The 19,812-nt window shown below is 55.7% G+C and carries 21 protein-coding genes and 2 tRNA genes; 19 read left to right on the top strand and 4 right to left on the bottom strand.

Annotation, left to right across the window (positions count from 1 at the left end; all coding sequences use genetic code 11):
* The first annotated feature begins 8 nt into the window (after positions 1 to 8).
* The 12 genes from ruvA (at position 9) to nadA (ending at position 9,347) form a co-directional block, all read left to right on the top strand.
* Positions 9 to 614 (top strand): Holliday junction branch migration protein RuvA, encoded by a 606-nt coding sequence (gene ruvA, locus EF096_RS16075; protein ID WP_123890814.1) that lies wholly within the window; start codon positions 9 to 11, stop codon positions 612 to 614.
* Between the two features lie 33 nt (positions 615 to 647).
* Positions 648 to 1,709: a Holliday junction branch migration DNA helicase RuvB gene (ruvB, locus tag EF096_RS16070; protein WP_123890813.1), complete on the top strand. Its 1,062-nt coding sequence runs from the start codon at positions 648 to 650 to the stop codon at positions 1,707 to 1,709.
* A gap of 60 nt (positions 1,710 to 1,769) precedes the next feature.
* Positions 1,770 to 2,219, top strand: a complete 450-nt coding sequence (gene ybgC / locus EF096_RS16065; RefSeq protein WP_123890812.1) for a tol-pal system-associated acyl-CoA thioesterase — start codon at positions 1,770 to 1,772, stop codon at positions 2,217 to 2,219.
* A 36-nt stretch (positions 2,220 to 2,255) separates the two neighbouring features.
* Positions 2,256 to 2,927, top strand: coding sequence for a protein TolQ (tolQ, locus tag EF096_RS16060; protein ID WP_123890859.1), 672 nt, complete (start codon positions 2,256 to 2,258; stop codon positions 2,925 to 2,927).
* A gap of 24 nt (positions 2,928 to 2,951) precedes the next feature.
* A complete protein-coding gene (tolR, locus tag EF096_RS16055) occupies positions 2,952 to 3,392 on the top strand; it encodes a protein TolR (RefSeq protein ID WP_123890858.1) in 441 nt (146 codons plus the stop codon).
* Complete coding sequence (gene tolA / locus EF096_RS16050) at positions 3,389 to 4,447, top strand: cell envelope integrity protein TolA (protein ID WP_123890811.1); 1,059 nt, start codon at positions 3,389 to 3,391, stop codon at positions 4,445 to 4,447. Before tolR ends, tolA begins: the two co-directional genes overlap by 4 nt.
* Positions 4,447 to 5,751, top strand: a complete 1,305-nt coding sequence (gene tolB, locus EF096_RS16045) for a Tol-Pal system beta propeller repeat protein TolB (RefSeq protein ID WP_123890810.1) — start codon at positions 4,447 to 4,449, stop codon at positions 5,749 to 5,751. Before tolA ends, tolB begins: the two co-directional genes overlap by 1 nt.
* A gap of 43 nt (positions 5,752 to 5,794) precedes the next feature.
* Complete coding sequence (gene pal / locus EF096_RS16040) at positions 5,795 to 6,301, top strand: peptidoglycan-associated lipoprotein Pal (RefSeq protein WP_123890809.1); 507 nt, start codon at positions 5,795 to 5,797, stop codon at positions 6,299 to 6,301.
* Positions 6,302 to 6,314: 13 nt separating this feature from the next.
* Positions 6,315 to 7,100 carry a tol-pal system protein YbgF gene (gene ybgF, locus EF096_RS16035; RefSeq protein WP_123890808.1) on the top strand — a complete coding sequence of 262 codons (786 nt, stop codon included), beginning with the start codon at positions 6,315 to 6,317 and terminating at the stop codon, positions 7,098 to 7,100.
* Between the two features lie 107 nt (positions 7,101 to 7,207).
* Positions 7,208 to 7,894, top strand: a complete 687-nt coding sequence (queC, locus tag EF096_RS16030; protein ID WP_123890807.1) for a 7-cyano-7-deazaguanine synthase QueC — start codon at positions 7,208 to 7,210, stop codon at positions 7,892 to 7,894.
* A gap of 66 nt (positions 7,895 to 7,960) precedes the next feature.
* Positions 7,961 to 8,036: transfer RNA gene (locus EF096_RS16025), tRNA-Lys, on the top strand.
* Between the two features lie 252 nt (positions 8,037 to 8,288).
* Positions 8,289 to 9,347, top strand: a complete 1,059-nt coding sequence (nadA, locus tag EF096_RS16020; RefSeq protein ID WP_123890806.1) for a quinolinate synthase NadA — start codon at positions 8,289 to 8,291, stop codon at positions 9,345 to 9,347.
* An 80-nt stretch (positions 9,348 to 9,427) separates the two neighbouring features.
* On the opposite strand, the gene EF096_RS16015 is transcribed toward nadA, so the two are convergent.
* Positions 9,428 to 10,894, bottom strand: coding sequence for a M48 family metalloprotease (locus EF096_RS16015; RefSeq protein ID WP_123890805.1), 1,467 nt, complete (start codon positions 10,892 to 10,894; stop codon positions 9,428 to 9,430).
* Positions 10,895 to 10,979: 85 nt separating this feature from the next.
* Between EF096_RS16015 and EF096_RS16010 the strand changes: the two genes are divergently transcribed.
* Together EF096_RS16010 and EF096_RS16005 are read left to right on the top strand one after the other, a co-directional pair.
* The gene (locus EF096_RS16010) at positions 10,980 to 11,231 is read left to right on the top strand and encodes a sulfurtransferase TusA family protein (protein ID WP_123890804.1); all 252 of its coding nucleotides are present in this window, start codon (positions 10,980 to 10,982) and stop codon (positions 11,229 to 11,231) included.
* A 5-nt stretch (positions 11,232 to 11,236) separates the two neighbouring features.
* Positions 11,237 to 12,328: an AI-2E family transporter gene (locus EF096_RS16005; protein WP_123890803.1), complete on the top strand. Its 1,092-nt coding sequence runs from the start codon at positions 11,237 to 11,239 to the stop codon at positions 12,326 to 12,328.
* A gap of 26 nt (positions 12,329 to 12,354) precedes the next feature.
* Here the strand turns inward: EF096_RS16005 and EF096_RS16000 are convergent, their stop codons facing one another.
* Positions 12,355 to 12,822, bottom strand: coding sequence for a peroxiredoxin (locus EF096_RS16000; protein WP_123890802.1), 468 nt, complete (start codon positions 12,820 to 12,822; stop codon positions 12,355 to 12,357).
* Positions 12,823 to 12,838: 16 nt separating this feature from the next.
* A complete protein-coding gene (locus EF096_RS15995) occupies positions 12,839 to 13,396 on the bottom strand; it encodes a glycine cleavage system protein R (protein ID WP_123890801.1) in 558 nt (185 codons plus the stop codon).
* 194 nt (positions 13,397 to 13,590) lie between these two features.
* Between EF096_RS15995 and dapA the strand changes: the two genes are divergently transcribed.
* The 5 genes from dapA to EF096_RS15970 all read left to right on the top strand — a co-directional run bounded on the left by dapA (position 13,591) and on the right by EF096_RS15970 (position 17,291).
* Positions 13,591 to 14,466: a 4-hydroxy-tetrahydrodipicolinate synthase gene (dapA, locus tag EF096_RS15990; protein ID WP_123890800.1), complete on the top strand. Its 876-nt coding sequence runs from the start codon at positions 13,591 to 13,593 to the stop codon at positions 14,464 to 14,466.
* A gap of 34 nt (positions 14,467 to 14,500) precedes the next feature.
* Positions 14,501 to 15,631 (top strand): outer membrane protein assembly factor BamC, encoded by a 1,131-nt coding sequence (gene bamC, locus EF096_RS15985; RefSeq protein ID WP_158611303.1) that lies wholly within the window; start codon positions 14,501 to 14,503, stop codon positions 15,629 to 15,631.
* A gap of 4 nt (positions 15,632 to 15,635) precedes the next feature.
* Positions 15,636 to 16,433 carry an MBL fold metallo-hydrolase gene (locus tag EF096_RS15980; RefSeq protein WP_123890798.1) on the top strand — a complete coding sequence of 266 codons (798 nt, stop codon included), beginning with the start codon at positions 15,636 to 15,638 and terminating at the stop codon, positions 16,431 to 16,433.
* On the top strand, positions 16,433 to 17,146 hold the full coding sequence (gene purC, locus EF096_RS15975; RefSeq protein WP_123890797.1) for a phosphoribosylaminoimidazolesuccinocarboxamide synthase: 714 nt from the start codon (positions 16,433 to 16,435) through the stop codon (positions 17,144 to 17,146). The genes EF096_RS15980 and purC overlap by 1 nt, the downstream gene beginning before the upstream one ends.
* 55 nt (positions 17,147 to 17,201) lie before the next feature.
* Positions 17,202 to 17,291, top strand: a tRNA-Ser gene (locus EF096_RS15970).
* A gap of 175 nt (positions 17,292 to 17,466) precedes the next feature.
* On the opposite strand, the gene EF096_RS15965 is transcribed toward EF096_RS15970, so the two are convergent.
* Positions 17,467 to 17,835 (bottom strand): hypothetical protein, encoded by a 369-nt coding sequence (locus EF096_RS15965; protein WP_123890796.1) that lies wholly within the window; start codon positions 17,833 to 17,835, stop codon positions 17,467 to 17,469.
* Positions 17,836 to 19,812 lie beyond the last annotated feature (1,977 nt).

Here is a 19,812-nt window from a genome sequence, read left to right as displayed (position 1 = left end):
GTAGCTGAGTGATAGGACGTTTGACCGGAGTTCTGCTGGAAAAGCAGCCGCCACACATCGTGCTGGACGTGCAGGGTGTTGGTTACGAGCTGGATGCTCCCATGAGTACCTTTTACCAGTTGCCGTCGTTGGGTGAGCAAGTAACCCTGCACACCCATATGGTGGTGCGCGAAGACGCTCAGCTGTTGTATGCGTTTTCTGACAAGCGCGGGCGCGAGCTGTTTCGGGAGCTGATTCGCTTGAACGGCGTTGGCCCCAAGTTGGCGCTGGCGCTGATGTCGGGTATGGAAGTGGACGAGCTGGTGATGGCGGTACAGCACCAGGATGTCAGTGCGCTGGTGCGCGTACCTGGCGTTGGCAAGAAAACCGCAGAGCGTCTATTGATTGAGTTGCGTGATCGCTTCAAAGCCTGGGAGTCTCTGCCCGGTAGCGTGCCACTGGCGGTTGCCGGTCACGCCGCTGCGCCCGCCGCCAAGCCCAGCGCGGATGCCGTGAGCGCGCTGATTTCTCTGGGGTACAAGCCGCAGGAAGCCAGTAAGGCAGTTGCCGCTGTCGACGAGGAAGGGCTCTCCAGTGAAGAGTTGATTCGCCGTGCGCTCAGGGGCATGGTGTAACCAGCCCGCAGGACCTATCACCATGGATAACGCATGCTTGAAGAAGATCGTTTGATTGCTGCTGCCCCACGGCAGCAGGAAGATGTAATAGACCGGGCAATTCGGCCTTATAAACTCGCTGAGTATATTGGTCAGCCCGCTGTGCGCGAGCAGATGGAGTTGTTCATCAAAGCCGCCAAAGGGCGTGGCGAGGCACTGGATCATGTGCTGATTTTTGGCCCGCCCGGTCTGGGTAAAACTACGCTTGCCAATATCATTGCGCAGGAAATGGGCGCGCAAATAAAAAGCACCTCTGGCCCGGTGCTGGAGCGGGCGGGTGATCTTGCCGCGCTGCTGACCAATCTAGAGGCCGGCGACGTTCTCTTTATCGACGAAATTCATCGTCTCTCGCCTGTGGTGGAGGAGATACTCTACCCGGCGATGGAGGACTATCAGCTCGATATCATGATCGGCGATGGCCCGGCCGCTCGCTCCATCAAGCTCGATCTTCCCCCGTTTACCCTGGTAGGCGCCACCACGCGCGCCGGCATGCTGACCAATCCGTTGCGTGACCGCTTTGGTATCGTTCAGCGCCTTGAGTTTTATGGTGTGGATGATCTGTCGACTATTGTTGGTCGTTCAGCAAGCATTCTTGGGTTGCAGATGGACCCGGAGGGCGCGCGTGAAATCGCCCGCCGCTCGCGGGGTACGCCGCGTATCGCCAACCGCTTGTTGCGCCGTGTTCGCGACTTTGCCGAAGTGCGCAGCCAGGGCGCCATCACCCGTGAGGTGGCCGATAAGGCCTTGAATTTGCTGGATGTTGACGAGCAGGGCTTTGATCACATGGATCGACGATTGCTGCTGACGATGATCGACAAGTTCGATGGCGGGCCTGTGGGTATTGATAACCTGGCGGCGGCTATTAGTGAAGAGCGCCACACTATCGAAGACGTGCTTGAGCCCTATCTTATTCAGCAGGGCTTCATCATGCGTACGCCCCGTGGTCGCGTAGTAACACGGCATGCTTATCTGCACTTTGGTTTGAATCTACCCAGTCGTATGGCGCCGCATGCGGCGGATTTGTTTGACGACCCGTCAGCGCCAGATTCGCCATAAAAAATATTTTGCATTTAACGAGGTTGCCCACTATGCAAAACCTTAACTTGGCTCTACATTATGCGCGTTGAACGTCCAGGGCCGCCATTCGTGCTGAAAGCCCGCGTCTACTTTGAAGATACCGATGCCGGTGGCATCGTCTACTACGTCAATTATCTGAAGTTTATGGAGCGTGCGCGGACGGAGCTGGTCCGTACTCTCGGGTTTGATCAAAGTGCTCTACAAAGAGAAAATGTCATCTTTGTTGTGCACTCTGTATCGGCGCGTTATCACGCGCCTGCGCGCCTGGATGATGAACTTGTCGTGTCTGCGGTTGTCTTGGAACTCAAGCGCGCGAGTATTCGCTTCCGTCAGCAGGTCAAGCGGGCGGATGGTGAATTGCTGTGTGAAGGGGAGGTATTAGTCGCCTGTGTTAGTGCAGACCGATATCGGCCCAGAGTAATACCCGAGACCATGCGGGATGCCTTCAACCAATTGGTTGCGGCAGATAACGATGAAGGGAACCTATGAGTAAGCGAGGAGTGGTGAAGCGTGCAAGCTGATCAAATGTCTATGTGGCACCTGGTTTCAGGCGCCAGTGTGCTGGTACAGCTGGTGATGCTCACGCTGCTGACAGCGTCTGTGGTGTCATGGGTGATGATTTTTCAGCGCAGCAGCTTTATGCGCTCCGCGAAGAATGCGCTGGATGATTTTGAGGATCGTTTCTGGTCCGGTGTTGATTTATCCCAGCTTTACCGTCAGGTGACAGGCTCGCCTGATGAAGATTCCGGTCTCGAGCAGATATTTCGTGCCGGCTTCAAAGAGTTCTCGCGCATGCGTCAGCAGTCCGGTGTTGATCCGGATGCGGTGATGGATGCGGTGCAGCGTTCCATGCGCGTGGCTATCTCGCGGGAAGAAGAGAAGCTCGAACAGCATTTGTCGTTTCTGGCCACGGTGGGCTCCACCAGCCCTTATGTGGGTCTGTTTGGTACGGTCTGGGGCATCATGAACTCGTTTCGTGGCCTGGCTACCGTTCAGCAAGCGACGCTGGCGACAGTGGCGCCGGGTATTGCCGAGGCGCTGATCGCTACGGCTATTGGTTTGTTTGCGGCTATTCCAGCCGTTGTGGCGTATAACCGTTTCTCTGCCCGCTCAGAGATGCTGATTGGGCGGTATTACACCTTTGCTGAAGAGTTCTCCAGCATCCTGCATCGCCGCGTTCACTCGCGTGATGAGTAAGTTGGAGAATTTATGAGTATGCACATGCAGCGCAGACGCCAGAAGCGTAAGCCGGTCGCCGAGATGAACGTCGTGCCGTACATCGACGTCATGCTGGTGTTGCTGGTGATCTTCATGGTAACCGCGCCCATGTTGAATCAGGGTGTGAAGGTTGACCTGCCACAAGTTTCCAGCGAGGTGCTGCCGTCTGACAGCAACCAGCAGGTGCTGACGCTCTCTGTTTTGGCCGACGGCACTTATTATTGGAATCTTGGCGAGTCGGTTGATACCGAGAACAAGACCGACAGTGCGGTTTCATTGGAAGCCATGACGGAAGGTGTCACCAAGATCATGCGCGCCAAGCCGGATACGCTGGTTTATATTCGTGGCGACAAGGCCGCGAACTACGGCGTGATCATGATGGCTATGGGCGCCTTGCAGCAGGCGGGTGTTCCTAATGTCGGCCTGATAACCGAGGCGCCGTGAATACGCCTGAGAATCGCCGGCGGGTTGATACGTCCGGGCGCTATTCATCGCCATTGCTTAAGGCATTGGCGGTGCATTTGGTGGTTGCGATTTTGCTGTTTGCCTCTTTCAGCACGGCGCCCAGCTTTGAGCCTGCCAGACCGATTGTGCAGGCGACGTTGGTGCAGTTGGACTCCATGAGTCCAGCTACCACGCAGACCGATCAGAAGATCGCTGGCGAAGCGCAACGTACTGCAGCCCAGCGGCATGAAGCGGAAGAGCTGGAGCGCAAGAAACAGCAGGAACAGCAGCAAGAGAACACGCAAGCAGCGGCTGCGGCTGCGGCTGAGGCGAGGAAAGCGCAAGAGCAAAGGGCCGAAGAGCAAAAGGCCGCTGAACAAGCAGCAGCTGAAGCCGCTGCCGAGGCGAAATCCGAGGCTCAGGCCAAAGCGGAAGAGCAGCGTAAGGCCGCCGAAGTAGCTGCCGCCAAGAAGCGCGAAGAAGCGGAGCAGGCTGCTCAAGCTGAGGCGGCGAAGAAGCGCGCTGAAGCAGAAGCCGAGCGTAAGAAGGCTGAGGAAGAGGCCAGGCGTAAGGCGCAGGCGGCGGCTGAAGAAAGACGTAAGGCTGCCGAGGCGGCAGAAGCGAAGAAACGTGCGGAGGCCGATGCGGCGCGTAAGGCCCAGGAAGAAAGGCTGGCCAAGGCGCAGGCGGAACTGCTAGCTGATGAGCCGCAGTACCAGCAGGCGCAGGCTGATCGCCCTGGTGATCAGGTTGCGGCCAGTTATGATGATGTTATTCGCCGTTATGTGAGCGAGCAGTGGCGCAGGCCGCCGACAGCACGTAATGGCATGGTGGTTGAGGTTCAGTTAAGCATGTTGCCTACGGGGCAAATTACCGACGTGGTGGTCACTCGTTCTAGTGGTGACCCCGGGTTTGATCAATCTGCGGTTCAGGCTGTCCGAAATGTGGGCCGAATCCCGGAAATGCAAACGCTGTCACGCGATAATCCTGCAGCATTCGACCGTATGTATAGACAACGGCTGTTGCGCTTCAAACCAGAGGATCTGGCATTCTGATGAAACGATTTACGCAAGCACTGATCGCAGTGATTGCCCTGTGCACCGCGCAACTGGCGCTGTCGCAGGAGGCAATTGAAATTACCAGTGGTACCGATAAGGCTACCCCTATCGCCGTGGTGCCTTTTGGCTGGCAGGGCAGTGCGCCGCTGTCTGAAGACCTGGCGGAGATCAGTGCCAACGATTTGCGCAATACCGGTATGTTTGCTCCGATGGAGCGCAGCAATATGCTGAGCTATCCGGTGCGGGGTGAAGAGATCAATTCCCGTGACTGGAAAATGATTGGCGTTGACTATGTGGTGGTAGGGCAGGTTACCAATCAGCCGGGCACAGACCGCTATGAGCTGAACTATAGTCTCTACAGTATTTTGCGTGAGCAGGTTTTGCTGTCAAAAACCGTGAGTGGTACTCAGTCTCAATTGCGCGATATGGCGCACCATTTGAGCGATGAGGTATTCGAGGAAATTACGGGGATAAAGGGGGCGTTCAATACCAAGTTGCTTTACGTTGCAGCTGAACGCTTTTCTGCCGATAACACCCGTTACACGCTGCAGCGCTCCGATTATGATGGCGCGCGTGCGTCGACGTTGTTGCAGTCGCGTGAGCCGATTTTGAGCCCGTCCTATGCGCCGGATGGTCAGCGAATCGCCTATGTATCCTTTGAGTCGCGTCGTCCGGAAATTTATGTGCACTATATTCAGACGGGCCGTCGCGAGCGGATCACCAGTTTTGAAGGCTTGAACGGCGCTCCGGCGTGGTCGCCAGATGGTAATCGCCTGGCCTTTGTGTTGTCGCGCGACGGCAATCCGGAGATTTACGTGATGGACCTGGGCAGCAAGCAGATGCGCCGTATTACCAATCATTTTGCGATTGATACCGAGCCGAGCTGGATGGACAACAACACCATCGCCTTTACCTCGGATCGAGGCGGCAAGCCACAGATCTACAAACAGAATATCAACGGCGGCTCTACCGAGCGCCTGACTTTTGTTGGTAATTATAATGCCAACGCAAAACTTTCCGTCGATGGTCGCACCATGGTTATGGTGCACCGTCAGGAAGGTTATCGTAATTTTCAGATTGCTACTCAAGACCTCAAACGGGGCAATCTGAGGGTTTTAACAGATACATCTTTGGATGAGTCACCTACTGTCTCACCCAATGGCGTTATGTTAATTTATGCTACCCGTCAACAGGGACGGGGTGTACTCATGCTGGTATCGACAAATGGTCGTGCGCGGTCGGTAATTCCGACTCAGTTCACAGACCTGCGCGTACCATCATGGTCCCCATACCTGCCATAGGGCGCACCAACACTAAACCATATGGGGTTAATAGGAGTTCATCATGGAAGTTATCAAGTTCGGTAAAATGGCTGCTCTGGTTGTTGCTTTCGGCGTTGTTGTAGGTTGTTCGTCCAAGGGCGGCGACGCTTCCGGCACTGGTGCAGTTGATCCTAACGCTGGTTACGGCGCAGGCACTTCTGGCGCAGGTATGGACAACGGTATGAGCAGTGAAGAAGCCGCTCTGCGTGCCGTTACCACGTTCTACTTTGAATACGACAGTTCCGAGCTGAAGCAAGAGGCCATGCGCTCTCTTGATGTTCATGCCAAGGATCTGAAAGCTGCCGGTAACCGCGTTGTTCTGGAAGGTCACACTGATGAGCGTGGCACCCGTGAATACAACATGGCTCTGGGCGAGCGTCGTGCTGCTGCTGTTCAGCGCTACCTGGTACTGCAAGGCGTTTCTCCTGCGCAACTGGAACTGGTTTCCTATGGCGAAGAGAAGCCTGCTGTAATGGGTTCTAGCGAAGAAAGCATGGCTCAGAATCGTCGCGTAGAGCTGCGCAAGTAATAAAAGAGGTCTTATGAAAGGTTTCAGAGGAGTTGTACTTGCTTGTGTTCTCGCACCCATGGGCGCGATGGCGCAGGTGCCGGTGTCAGAAGGTAGTTCGGGTAATGCCGGCACCAACTATCCGGGCTCCTCTGTAGCCCCTCAGACCACGGCTGGCCTTTCTGGTGAAGGCCAGTTGTACCAACAGCTGTATCAGCTGCAGCAGGAAGTAACCATGCTGCGTGGCCTGCTCGAAGAGCAGGGCTACAAGTTGAAACAGATGGAACGCGATCAGCTGGAGCGCTACGAAGATATTGATCGTAGGTTGTCCAGTCAGAGCGCTTCTGCTTCATCGGCTGCAGAGCCAATCACCGGTGCTCCATTGTCGGGCGACCCTGCTGCCTCCGCGCCGGAAGAGAGTGCCACCCCGGCACCCGCAGATCCGGAGCGCGAAAAGCTGTTGTATGACGCTTCTTTTGACTTTGTCAAAACGCGCGATTTTGATAAGGCTATTCAGGCCTTTACCGCTTTCTTACGCCGCTACCCCGACAGTCAATACGCAGGTAATGCGCAGTACTGGCTGGGTGAGGTTTATTTGGTCCAGTCCGATCTTGATTCCGCTGGTAAAGCTTTCGCTCAGGTGATTAGCCGCTACCCGGACCATCGCAAGGGCTCGGATGCAATGTACAAGTTGGGTGAGGTTGAACGTCGCTTGGGGCACGATGACAAAGCGCGTGACCTGTTTCAGCAAGTGGTGAGTAAGTACCCAGACTCATCCGCCGCGCAACTAGCTGGGCGCGAACTGAACACCCTTAACTGAGCTTTTTGGCCATCTGGCCGCGTTTTCTGTTTTTGCAGCTCGCTGTTTGGCGAGCTGCCTTTTCTGGTTTAAGCCCTCCGATTACCCACTTCACTGGGATACCTTAGATGACCACGGCTCATACTCCCGCTAAAGCGGTCGTTCTGCTCTCCGGCGGACTCGACTCCGCAACGGTGCTGGCGATGGCGCAGTCGCAGGGTTATCAGTGTTACAGCATCAGCTTTGATTACGGCCAGCGGCATCGAGCCGAGCTGAACGCCGCAAAGGCGCTGGCGAAAGCTGTCGGGGTGGTCGAGCATAAGGTGATTGGCCTTGATTTCGATGGTATGGGCGGCTCCGCGCTGACAGATACCGACGTGGCAGTGCCGGAGCAGGCGCAGCAGGGCATCCCGGTGACCTACGTTCCGGCCCGCAATACCGTATTTCTGGCATTGGCGCTCGGGTGGGCAGAAGTGCTGAGTGCGCGGGATATTTTCATTGGTGTCAATGCGGTGGACTACTCGGGCTATCCGGATTGCCGACCTGAGTTTGTCGCCGCCTTCGAGCTGCTGGCGAACCTGGCGACGCGCGAAGGTGTTGAAGGGGATGGTTTTCGTATCCAGGCGCCACTGCAGCATTTGAGTAAAGCCGAAATTGTGCAGGCTGGTACTCGTCTTGGGGTGGATTACAGTCAGACCGTATCCTGCTACCAGGCGAGCGAGCACGGGTTAGCCTGTGGTCGCTGCGACAGCTGCCGTCTGCGTGCCGAAGGCTTTGCTGCTGCGGGGCTTGTGGATCCCACGCGCTATCGTTGAAGATTGGGTTGTGTTAAAAAAGCTTGAATTTAACTGATAAATCAGTAATATACCGCTCGTCCAAACGGGTCGTTAGCTCAGTTGGTAGAGCAGTTGGCTTTTAACCAATTGGTCGTAGGTTCGAATCCTACACGACCCACCATTTTGGATCCCTCCTGATATTCGCTTTAAAATCCTTATTTGCTGCGGTCTGCCAGCAGGCATAGAGTCTGTATTGCTCGCTTTGCGGTGTTCTGTTTCTCATTGCACTTCAGTTTTAGCTTCCTGCTAGTCGACGCCAGCTGATGGGTACGGCGTTAGCCTGCCTGTAACGCAGCCGCCTTCGGCATGTCTGCTGCATCAGCGCGGCGTGATACAATCCTGGTCTTCTATTGTTCTCCGGATGGATGAGAATATGTCGCAGATTTCTGAACGCCTGCTGGTGCAGGCACACCTTGATGCCAAGGCTCCAGCACTGCTGAGCGACGCAGAAAAGGCGGATTACAAAGCCCGTATCGCGGCCTCTCTCAAAGCGCACAACGCGGTGCTGGTAGCGCATTACTATACCGACCCGATACTGCAGGAGCTGGCTGAAGAGACCGGTGGCTGCGTATCTGACTCCCTTGAGATGGCGCGCTTCGGTCGAGATCATCCCGCCAGCACCTTGTTGGTTGCGGGTGTTCGCTTTATGGGTGAGACCGCTAAAATCCTCAGTCCGGAGAAGCGCGTGCTGATGCCGACGCTCGAGGCGACCTGCTCGCTGGATATCGGTTGCCCGATTGATGAGTTTTCCGCGTTTTGTGATCAGCATCCAGATCGCACTGTGGTGGTCTATGCCAATACCTCGGCGGCGGTCAAAGCGCGCGCAGATTGGGTCGTGACGTCCAGTTGCGCACTACCAATCGTTGAGCATTTGATGGATAAGGGTGAGAAGATTCTCTGGGCCCCCGATCAACACCTGGGTAACTATATTCAGCGCGAAACTGGCGCAGACATGCTGCTGTGGGAAGGTTCTTGCATCGTGCATGAGGAGTTCAAGGCCAAAGCGCTGGAAGACTTGCTCAAGGTTCATCCAGAGGCCGCAGTGCTGGTGCATCCGGAGTCGCCGCAGTCAGTCGTCGAATTAGCGGATGTGGTCGGCTCTACCAGTCAGTTGATCAAGGCGACTCAGGAGTTGCCTAACCCCACCTTCATCGTCGCGACCGATCGCGGTATTTTTTACAAGATGCAGCAGGCTGCGCCTGACCGCTTGTTGATTGATGCCCCTACTGCGGGTAATGGCGCGGCCTGCCGCAGCTGCGCGCACTGCCCATGGATGGCAATGAACACGCTGCCCCGGGTACTGCAAAGCCTGGAGCAGGGCACTGATGAGATTCTGGTGGATGCTCAGCTGATACCACGTGCAGTCAAGCCCCTTGATCGCATGCTCGACTTCACCCGTTTAGCCAATATGGCGGTAAAGGGTAACGCCTGAACGCTAGCGGCGACTGAGTGTGCTCAGTCGCCGCGGTGTCTTCTGGCTGACAAGGTTGATCCATTTAGCGGATCTATGTCTTAAAGCGATTCAATCTGCCTGCGCTGGCGCGCCAGTTCGTCCTGGCGTGCGCGTATACGTGAGCTCATGACAAAACTGCCGTTGGCGCGCTTGAGCGCAAGATCAAGCTGCTCGCCGGCCTGGTCGGTATCGCCTGTCAGCATAAAGTACTCGGCCCGAGCCAAATGAACGCCCAGAATATTGCCCGCCAATCCGCGGATCTCTGCAGCCAGGTACCAGACATCGGGATCGTCGCTGCGTTGGCTCGCCAAGCGGTTGATGGCTTGCTCGGCCTCGGCGTAGTTCTGCTGCTTGAGTAGTAAGTCGGCCTCAATAAATTGCAGCGGATAGTTGCCAGGATAGTTGCGCAACAGCTCTCGCGTGCGAGTGAGGGCTGATGCTAGTCGGCCACGGTTATTATCGATTTCGACCTGGGCCAGAGCAACGGTAAGATTGTGCGGCTCTTTCTCCAGTAACGGTGCCAGGGTTTCTTCTGCCTGGTCATGCTGGCCGCCACGGGTTAGCGCTAGCGCTAGGCCATAGCGCGCAGCGTCATGGTTGCCGTCGTGTTCATCCAGCAGTATGCGAAAGCGTTTCGCTGAGAGCCCCGGGCTACTCTCGTAATGAATCTGCACGCGTGCGCGCATCATCTGGTACTCGACTGTATCGTCTTCACCGCCACTGGGTAGCTGCGCTGCACGGTTACGCGTATCAGCCATACGCGACTGGCTAACCGGGTGTGTCAGCAAGAACTCGGGCGGAGTGGAGTCGAAGCGGCTCAGTTGTGCCAGGCGCTCAAACATATTGGGCATCGCCAGCGGATCGTAGCCAGCGGCGACCAGGTTGGTCAGGCCAATACGGTCAGCTTCTTGCTCATTTTGTCGCGAGAAGCGGCGCTGCTCCTGAATCGCGGCGGCCTGGGTCGAGGCCAGCGCCGCAAAGCCGGCGTCACCGCCACCCGCAGCGGCCAGTATTATGCTGGCGAGCATGGCTGTCATGAAGGGTACTTGCATCTTTTGTTGCTGCTCCAGGCCACGCGCGAAATGCCGTTGTGACAAGTGAGCCAGTTCGTGGGCCATTACCGAGGCAAATTCAGCTTCAGTCTGCGCGTGCAAGAACAACCCGGCGTTTACGCCGACAACGCCGCCGGGTGCGGCGAAGGCGTTTAGTTGTGGACTGTCGATCATGACAAAGGCCAGCCGCCGATCAGCTAGCTGACTGGTTTCTGCCAGCGCGTAGACGCGGCTTTCAACGAAGCTCTTGAGCTGCGGATCTTCCAGTGTCGGTACCGCGCCGCGCAGCATCGTCAGCCAGGTGCGGCCTAGTTGGTATTCCTGCTCGCGTGACATCATGGAAGAGCTGGTGTCTCCCAAGGTGGGCAGGTTATAACCGTCGTCGGACTGCGCAGGCAGTGCAGGCAGCACCAGAGCAGCGCCGAGCAAAGCACTTGATAGCCAGCGTGCAGCGGGTGTTCTTGTCGTTGTCATATTTTGCTTCATACCCATGAGTACAAGTTGTCTGTCGGCGTGCTGACAAGGCTATACTGTGGCCCATTCGTTCTGGAGTGTATGCATGGTCTCTGAGTCACAAAACCTGCCTTTCGATTGTTATCTTGATGCGCGAGGTCTTAGCTGCCCTTTGCCCTTGCTGAAAGCCAAGCAGGCGCTTAACAGCATACTATCAGGACAGACTCTACATGTGGTGGCTACGGATGCCGGTTCGCAGCGTGACTTTCAGCGCTTTGCCGAACTCTCTGGTCACCAGCTATTGGCCGCCCGCGAATTGGACGGCGAATTCCTTTATTGGTTGCGCAAAGCAGAATAATTACCATGTTAAAAGTGTTTCAAGGTTGGGTTCAGCGCTACTTTTCTGATGAAGAGGCTGTGGTGCTGGCTGTTGTACTGGCGTTGGGTTTCGCCATCATCATCACCTTTGGGGACAAGCTCGCGCCGTTGCTGACGGGGGTGGTGCTCGCTTACTTGCTGCAGGGGCTGGTCACGCGTCTGCAACGCTGGCATTTCCCGCACTGGGTCGCGGTGTGGTTGGTATTCCTGGTCTTTCTCGGCGCCCTGGCTGCGCTGTTGGGCGTTATTCTGCCGCTGGTTTGGCGGCAAATGTTGAATCTGTTCAATGAAGCGCCGCGCATGATTGGTGAGTGGCAGGACCAGCTTATGCATTTGCCCGAGCTCTACCCCTCTATCGTGACTGAAACCCAGATTGAGCGCCTGATCTCGTCGGTCAATGGCGAGGTGGGGCAATTTGGCCAATGGGTACTGTCGCAGTCGCTGTCCAGCCTGCCTTTTGTTATCACCATGCTGGTGTACCTGGTACTGGTGCCGATTCTGGTGTTTTTCTTTCTCAAGGATAGCCAGCAACTGACCGGTTGGTTGGTGCGCCATTTACCCCGCGAGCGACGGCTGATGAAGCTCGTCTGGCAGGAAATGAATGAGCAAATCGGTAACTATATACGTGGCAAGGCGGTTGAGATTCTTATCGTGGGGGTCGTGACCTACATCTCGTTCGCCATTTTGGGCGTTAACTACGCAGCCCTGTTGGCCGTTCTGGTGGGGTTGTCGGTGCTGGTGCCCTATATAGGCGCTACGGTGGTGACTATTCCCGTTGCCATGATTGGCCTGTTTCAGTGGGGCTTGAGCAACGAGTTTATGGTGCTGATGGTGGTGTATGGCGTGATCCAGATGCTCGATGGCAACGTGCTGGTGCCGGTACTGTTTTCCGAGGCAGTTAATCTTCACCCGGTCGCTATCATCGCCGCAGTGCTTATCTTTGGCGGGTTGTGGGGCTTCTGGGGCGTGTTCTTTGCTATTCCGCTGGCCACCTTGTTCAAGGCTGTGCTCTACGCTTGGCCGCGTGGTCTGGAAGCCGCCAGCGATACCTCGGACGCCTCGGTTACCCCGCAATAAGCATTGCAGGGTAACCAGGCGGTTACTCAATCAAGCGCCTGCACGGCCGCCAGTACGTCGGCCACGTGCCCGGGCACCTTGACCTTGCGCCACTCCTGCCGCAGCACGCCCTTGGCATCGATCAGGAAGGTGCTGCGTTCAATACCTTCGTACTCCTTGCCATAGAGCTTTTTGAGTTTGATTACGTCAAACAGCTTGCACAGCTCTTCTTCCGGGTCGCTGATCAGCTCAAAGGGAAACTCATGCTTGGCCTTGAAGTTGGCGTGGGTGCGCAGGCTATCGCGCGAAACGCCATAGATTACTGCGCCAGCGTCGCGGAATGCGGCAAACTGATCACGGAAGTCCTGGCCTTCGGTCGTGCAGCCGGGCGTGTTGTCCTTGGGGTAGAAGTAGATCACCGCCTTGCTGCCCGCCAGGCTCTCGGGGCTGACGGTCTGCTCGTTGGTCGCTTTGGCTGTAAACGCGGGGAGTGGCTTGTTGAGTTCGATGGTCATAGTTGCCTCGTCAGGTTCAGTGCAAAGGGCGCCAGGGTTCGATCACGGCATCAAGATTGAGTTCGTCACAGAAATCCAGGAACTGCTCTCGCAGCCAGCTAAGCTGCGTTCTCGCGGGTATGGCAATGGTCAGCGTGAGGTTGATCATCGCTGTCCCGGTATGCTGCGCCAGGTAGGTAAAGCTTTGCAGGTCTTCAATGTCAATGCTGAGCTGCTGGAAGAAAGTGCAGAGTTCGCCGACCAGCTCCGGTCGTTGCGCTGCAGTGACAAAGACATTGTAGGGCAGGGCCTGCGGGCGCTCCTCAATGCTCTGGCTGCGGCTCATCGACAGCACAAAGTGTTCGCGCTTGGCGAGCGGCGGCAACAGGGTTTCGAGTCTGGCCAGCGCGTCCCAATTGCCACTGACCTGAAGCAACAGCACTGCGCACGTGCCATGTCGGCTCATGCGGCTGTTGACTATGCTGCAGCGCTGTTCCGTGCACAGACGGGTCAGCATGCTGGCTAGCGCCGTCGTTTCCTGACCCATCACGTTGATGACCAGATACTGATCGCGTTGACTGGGGGTGCTGGACATGATGATCCTCAAAAAAAGGGGTAACGAGTGCCGGTTGGCACACGAAAACGCAGCGGCTATTGTCACAGCCTGCTCCCGGCGGTTCAACTGCCAGTTTTAGCGGCCAACAGGTGCTATTTGAGTGTGGGCGTCCCTTGTGCTGGCTGCACGGCGAAAGTACCATTGTCGTTTAATGTTTCAAGTGGAGCAGTTGCATGATTTCAGGCAGCCTGGTGGCGCTGGTAACACCGATGGATTCCCGCGGGAATCTTGATTGGGAGGCACTTGAGCGCCTGATTAACTTTCATCTGGAAAATGGCACCGATGGCATTGTTGCCGTGGGCACCTCTGGCGAGTCCGCCACCCTGGATATGGGTGAGCACAAGGAAGCCATTCGGCGCGTGGTACAGCAGGTTGCTGGCCGTATTCCGGTTATTGCCGGTACCGGTGCCAACTCCACCCGCGAAGCGGTCGAGCTGACTGAAGCTGCCCGCAGCGTCGGAGCCGATGCGGCGCTATTGGTAACGCCTTACTACAACAAGCCAACGCAAGAAGGTTTGTATCTGCATTACAAGCATATCGCTGAAACCGTCGCCATTCCGCAGATTCTGTACAACGTTCCAGGCCGTACCGCATGCGATATGTTGCCGGAAACCGTTGAGCGTCTAGCGGATATCAGCAATATCGTCGGTATCAAAGAGGCTACGGGTGACTTGCAGCGCGCAGCGGAAGTGATCCAGCGCGTAGGCGACCGCATGGCAGTCTATTCCGGTGACGATGCTACCGCCGCAGAACTTATCCTGTTGGGCGGCAAAGGCAATATTTCGGTCACTGCCAACGTTGCACCGCGCGCCATGCACGAGCTGTGTGCGGCCGCCTTGCGTGGTGATCATGATGCAGCACGCAGCATGAACGATGCCTTGATGCCGCTGCATAAAACACTGTTTATCGAGTCCAACCCCATTCCGGTGAAGTGGGCGCTGTTGGAAATGGGGCTGATCGCCGACGGTATTCGTTTGCCGCTAACCCCGCTTAGCTCACGTTGTCACGATACGGTTCATGAAGCCCTGCGTCAGTGCGGCTTGCTTTGATCAAACCGGAAACCTGTTTACCAAGGAAACGTTTATGAAGCCTGTGCTTAGCGCACTGACTATAGGTGTACTGGCCAGCCTCAGCGGCTGTGGTTATCTGATGGGCGATGAAGGTTATTTCCGCGATCGCGGCAGTGACTACCAGGACGCGCAAGTGCAACCACGCATGACGGTGCCAGCGGATCTGCAGAGCAAGCCGATTGGTGACTTGTTGCCAGTTCCAGGGCAGATTTCTGCCACAGGGGTTTCCGCGAAGGATTATGAAACCCCACGCCCTCAGCCCATGCTGGCAAGCGCTGATACTGCCGCCTTTTCCTTGCAGCAGGATGGTCGCGACCGCTGGTTGTTGGCGCAATTGCCGGCGACTGACGTATGGCCTTTGCTAGAGCGTTTCTGGGCAGATTATCAAGTGCCAATGGCGCAGCATGACCGCGCGCTGAGCCAGTTTTCGACTGACTGGATGGATTTCTCCAAGGGAGCCTACAGTCCACTGGTTCGTCGCTTGCTGCCAACGCTGGAAGAAGGGCGTCGTATCGATGGCGAAGAGCAGCGTTTTCGCATCCGTCTTGAGCCTGGCGTCAATGCCGGTTCCAGCGAAGTGCGAGTCATTCATCAAAGCCGCGATATCGGCGATGATGACAGCGAGTGGCCAAGCCGGTCCGATATCTCTGGCTTCGAGCGCGGCCTGTTGGCCGAGCTGGAAACCTACCTCAACCAGAGCATAGCCAATCGCAACAGTGGCCAGGGCTCCAGTCTTGCCAACATCGGTCCGATCCAGACCTCCCTTGAGCAGGACGGCGCAGGCAACAGCGTGCTGGCGATGAGCACTGACTTTAATCGTGCCTGGGTTGAAGTCGGTGACTCTCTCTCGCGTGCCGATGTGTTGGTAACCGACTTTAACCGCAGCTCCGGTGTGTACTACGTCGACCTGGATCAGACGCGTAGCGACAAGGAAGAACCTGGTTTCTTCTCTGGCTGGTTTGGCGGCGACGACGAAGACGAGAAAGACGAGAGCGCGGCGGCGAGCCAGATCCAGGTGCGCCTGACGCCAGTCTCTAATCGTATTGAAGTGACAGTAGACGCTGGCATCGAAAAGGCCGCTGATGGCACTGTCGCCCGCGACTTGCTGCAGAAGATCCGGGATAACCTGAACGAAGGGCCCTGAGCTAGTGCGCTACTGTTCCCTTGGTAGTGGTAGTAAGGGTAACGGTACGCTGATCGAGCAGGGCAACACCCGGCTGCTGGTAGATTGCGGCTTCAGTCTGCGCTCCACCGAGCAGCGCCTGCGTCAGGCAGGTATCGGTGGTGATCAGCTGACGGCGATACTGGTGACGCACGAGCACTCTGATCATATTCAGGGTGTAGCAAAGCTGGCACGTCGTTTCGATCTGCCCGTCTACCTGACGCCCGGCACGGGTTACGCCTTGCGTCAGGAAGGCCTGGATTTGCGCTGGATTGATCTGCACAGTCCGCTGTTGATAGGCGACCTGGAAGTCAGCCCGGTCGCGGTGCCCCATGATGCGCGCGAGCCTTGTCAGTTTGTGTTTGATAATGGCCGCGAGCGTTTAGGAGTGCTGACTGACACTGGCAGCATTACACCCTGGATCGTAGAGCAATACGCCAGGCTGGATGCGCTCTTTCTGGAAGCCAACTATGACCCGCACATGCTGGCGTACGGTCCCTATCCTGGCTTTCTTAAGGCGCGAGTTGGCGGAGAACTGGGGCATTTGAGTAATCAGCAGGCTGCCAGCCTGCTGGGCATGATTGATCTGGAGCAGTTGCAGCACATTGCCGTTGCCCACATCAGTGAAAAAAACAACCGGCCAGAACTGGCGCGTGACGCATTAACTGATGCGTTAGCGGGTTGGTCTGGCGAATTGCTGCTGGCAGAGCAGAATCAGGGCCTGCCTTGGCAGACGATTTCGGGATTATCCCATCACCATTGCGCGCAAAGCGGGAGCCGATAATGGAAAAACGTACTGAACTGTATCGCGGTAAGGCCAAATCGGTTTACACCACAGATGATCCGGACCGGCTGATCCTGCTGTTCCGTAACGACACCTCCGCTTTTGATGGGAAAAAGATCGAACAGCTCGATCGTAAAGGCATGGTTAACAACCGCTTTAATGCCTTCATCATGCAAAAACTGCAGGACGCCGGTATTCCTACCCAGTTCGATCGCCTGGTGTCCGATACCGAGTGTCTGGTCAAAAAGCTCGACATGATTCCGGTCGAATGCGTAGTGCGAAACTACGCGGCCGGTAGCCTGGTCAAGCGCCTGGGTGTTGAAGAGGGCATGGCGCTAACGCCGCCGACCTTTGAGTTGTTTCTGAAGGACGACGCCAAGGGTGACCCCTTCATTAACCAGTCGCACGTCGTCACCTTCGGTTGGGCCACCGCCGAGCAGCTCACGCGCATGCAGGAGCTGACCCTGCAGGTCAACGACGTACTCAAAGCCATGTTTGATGACGCTGGCCTGATGCTGGTCGACTTCAAACTGGAGTTCGGTCTGTTCAAGGGTGAAATCGTGCTGGGCGACGAGTTCAGTCCCGACGGCTGCCGTCTGTGGGACAAAGAAACCCGCAAGAAAATGGATAAGGACCGCTTCCGTCAGGGCCTGGGCGGCGTGATCGAAGCCTACGAAGAAGTCGCCAAGCGTCTGGGCGTCGAACTTCCCTGAACGCGCCGGCAGCTTCCGTCAAACAGGCGAAAGCTGCTACCATGCGCACCGACTTGGAGAGTTGCCGGAGTGGTCGAACGGGACGGATTCGAAATCCGTTGAACTGGCAACAGTTCCCAGGGTTCGAATCCCTGACTCTCCGCCATACTTGTAATTAAATCAATAGCTTGCGAGCGATTTTGGTTTATTGCCAACAAAAGCCCCAACATACCAGCAACGGTTGTTGGGGCTTTTTTGCGTCTGGTCTACTACAGATGTGATTATTCTTGCGACGATGTTAAATGTCGACCTCGAAGCGCAGAGCACAATCGGATCCCGGTTCAACGCACACCTCTTCGGTTCCTGGCTCCGCTGCAGATCACCTGTGTCGAAGACGGACGACCACCTTTACTCGGGTCCTTTTCCAGTTTTAAAGGAGGTAACCAGTCTCTCTGCCTCTCCAATGCTTCCACCAAAATAACGATAGTGCGTTTGTAGTCCACAGTAGTAGCAGCGCTGTACCCGGCCAATCCTTCATTCCTGACGTATTGCAGGTGTTTGAGTTTGATTTGGTCAGGTCGCTGAACCTCAGGAAATTTTTCACTTATTATCCTGCATATTTTGTTCAGGCGACCGATGACTTTTCTCTGGGATATCTCAGAGGATTTGCCTTCAAAACGCAGGCGCCTTAACACCAGGCTGATATTCATCAATATCCACCCACATAGCAGCTAGATATTTGGGCCCTGCCATGGCCTAGAACCCGGGCTACTTCTTCCCTGGCTTTTCTATCGAGCTCTCGAGGAACATGACGGCCGGTCATGGGTTGTATGCCTGTGGCAGATTCATAAACGTCTGCAGCAAACGCCGCGCGCAATTCTCGATAGCTGATAATGTCGAAAGAACGAAGCACGCGACGACACCTATTTAGCTCTCGTTGATAAAATAGCTTTACCGTTTCTGCCTCCTCCAGCAGACATCGAGACCCGATTGGGCGAGACCGCAATGCGAACTCTAGCGACTCTATCCGTTCAGGCGTCGCTGATACCCAACGGTCAGTGCTTTTACGGCCTCCTTTGCAGCCTTCCAGGATGCAGGCGCCACCAGTCATCAAAATCTCACGATGCATTCGGTGGAGATCTTGTAAGGTTGCCTCCTGAGCGCGCATGCCCCAATGGCGAGCCAACAAAACTACCGCTGCGCCTCGCCTATCTCCTTGGTCTAACATCTTTGCGACCGCTTGAGTGACGGCTCCTTGATCTGCATTCGCTGGCTCCTCTCGGACATGGCTTCGAGACGTATTCAAGGCGCGTAGTGCTGATAGCTCGATCTTCGAGTTTCTGCGCATTGCGAACAGTACCGTGTTCGCGGTCGAGATCAGATTGTGCGCATACGCTGTCGAGATTGACTTGTCTGCATCTCCATCTGGCCAAACGTAATCACCCTCCAAACGACACCTCAGGTACTCCCCGTATGAATCGAGGGTCGACTGGGTAATCAATCGCGCGTCGACCAATCCTTTTTTTCTGCAGAATCTTGCAAAAATCCGTAGCCGATAGTTGTGCGTTCGCCGGGTGCCGTAATGATCACGGTCACCGTAAAAAATATTCAGTGCGTGAGACATCGAATATCTGAGCTGACGACCAAAACCAAAATTTCTCTTGGCCGCTCTTTTCATGGGTTTTTTCATCATTTTTTTACCTGTGTTTGTTGGTGGTGCAGCTGTGCGTGGTGAGGCGCTCCGGTTGGGGCAGGGCCGCATAATTTGACGCTTCCCACGCACGCGTCCCTGCCCCTAACCGAAGTCAGATTTTTAACCATTTGAGAGTTCCTCATAGGCGTGTGGACGGCGTTGTGTGCTGCTGCTAGCACGATTGAATCTGCTGCGCCGGAAACCGATCCCTGGAGGGGAGCGGGGGGCATGGGCTGGCTCTTTTCATCGAGGCCGTGCATCAGAGCTGGGTGCCAGGATTATCTGGCTGAATTTTGACTAGATCGCTCGACATGCCGGGTTGAAAATCCGGTGGCGGAGGCCGGTCGATTGAGTTTTGTCCAGGTTCTTTTTCCGTTATAGTCCGGAAATTATTTGTATATCTTTGATATTTATAAATTATTAATAATTAAATTGGGTCTATCTCTTAAACGTTTGGACCATTAAAAAAAAACCGCCGCGGTATATAAATAGCGCATGACGGTGCTTAGAATCAGGCCATAAAGGCATTGGGAAGCTGTTGCTTTCAGCGCCCAGCTCACCAGTCCTTTGGCATTTCCTCAGGGGGTTATGGTGTGTATCTTTAGGCCGCAGAGGGTTGTCCCGCAGTCATCATTGATGGCCGCGGGCTTCGGATATGCCCTGCCATTAGCAAAGCTTTCATGGGTATTTGGCGTCTGCCAAAATTTAAATGCTGATTTGGTACGTGCCCAGCTAGCGCGTCAGGCTCGGCCTGAAGAACAAGTAGTGTCGCTAAATTCTAGAGTCGTAGGGCTCGTCTAAATGCAGAATTTATCGATTAACTCGTGGAGTTCGGATTTTTACCCGCTACCACCCTGGCGATGTTCAGTAAGCGCCAACAAATCAGCACCTGTTTCCCGTTCAATTTCCATCCCACACTGATTCCATCGTCACCTACGCGAGGAATCAAATATGGCCATGCAGCAGCGAACAGACTACTGGCAACAACAAATTG

The organism is Pseudomonas neustonica (assembly GCF_003797945.1).
Classification (GTDB): domain Bacteria; phylum Pseudomonadota; class Gammaproteobacteria; order Pseudomonadales; family Pseudomonadaceae; genus Halopseudomonas; species Halopseudomonas neustonica.
Note: the sequence above shows the minus strand (reverse complement) of the source record. Positions and strands in the feature narration are given on the sequence as shown.

Coding starts and splice junctions, on each gene's coding strand:
- ruvB (WP_123890813.1), top strand. CDS start 648: ATGCTTGAAGAAGATCGTTTGATTGCTGCTGCCCCACGGCAGCAGGAA.
- ybgC (WP_123890812.1), top strand. CDS start 1,770: ATGCGCGTTGAACGTCCAGGGCCGCCATTCGTGCTGAAAGCCCGCGTC.
- tolQ (WP_123890859.1), top strand. CDS start 2,256: ATGTCTATGTGGCACCTGGTTTCAGGCGCCAGTGTGCTGGTACAGCTG.
- tolR (WP_123890858.1), top strand. CDS start 2,952: ATGCAGCGCAGACGCCAGAAGCGTAAGCCGGTCGCCGAGATGAACGTC.
- tolB (WP_123890810.1), top strand. CDS start 4,447: ATGAAACGATTTACGCAAGCACTGATCGCAGTGATTGCCCTGTGCACC.
- pal (WP_123890809.1), top strand. CDS start 5,795: ATGGAAGTTATCAAGTTCGGTAAAATGGCTGCTCTGGTTGTTGCTTTC.
- ybgF (WP_123890808.1), top strand. CDS start 6,315: ATGAAAGGTTTCAGAGGAGTTGTACTTGCTTGTGTTCTCGCACCCATG.
- queC (WP_123890807.1), top strand. CDS start 7,208: ATGACCACGGCTCATACTCCCGCTAAAGCGGTCGTTCTGCTCTCCGGC.
- nadA (WP_123890806.1), top strand. CDS start 8,289: ATGTCGCAGATTTCTGAACGCCTGCTGGTGCAGGCACACCTTGATGCC.
- EF096_RS16015 (WP_123890805.1), bottom strand. CDS start 10,894: ATGACAACGACAAGAACACCCGCTGCACGCTGGCTATCAAGTGCTTTG.
- EF096_RS16010 (WP_123890804.1), top strand. CDS start 10,980: ATGGTCTCTGAGTCACAAAACCTGCCTTTCGATTGTTATCTTGATGCG.
- EF096_RS16005 (WP_123890803.1), top strand. CDS start 11,237: ATGTTAAAAGTGTTTCAAGGTTGGGTTCAGCGCTACTTTTCTGATGAA.
- EF096_RS16000 (WP_123890802.1), bottom strand. CDS start 12,822: ATGACCATCGAACTCAACAAGCCACTCCCCGCGTTTACAGCCAAAGCG.
- EF096_RS15995 (WP_123890801.1), bottom strand. CDS start 13,396: ATGTCCAGCACCCCCAGTCAACGCGATCAGTATCTGGTCATCAACGTG.
- dapA (WP_123890800.1), top strand. CDS start 13,591: ATGATTTCAGGCAGCCTGGTGGCGCTGGTAACACCGATGGATTCCCGC.
- bamC (WP_158611303.1), top strand. CDS start 14,501: ATGAAGCCTGTGCTTAGCGCACTGACTATAGGTGTACTGGCCAGCCTC.
- purC (WP_123890797.1), top strand. CDS start 16,433: ATGGAAAAACGTACTGAACTGTATCGCGGTAAGGCCAAATCGGTTTAC.
- EF096_RS15965 (WP_123890796.1), bottom strand. CDS start 17,835: ATGAATATCAGCCTGGTGTTAAGGCGCCTGCGTTTTGAAGGCAAATCC.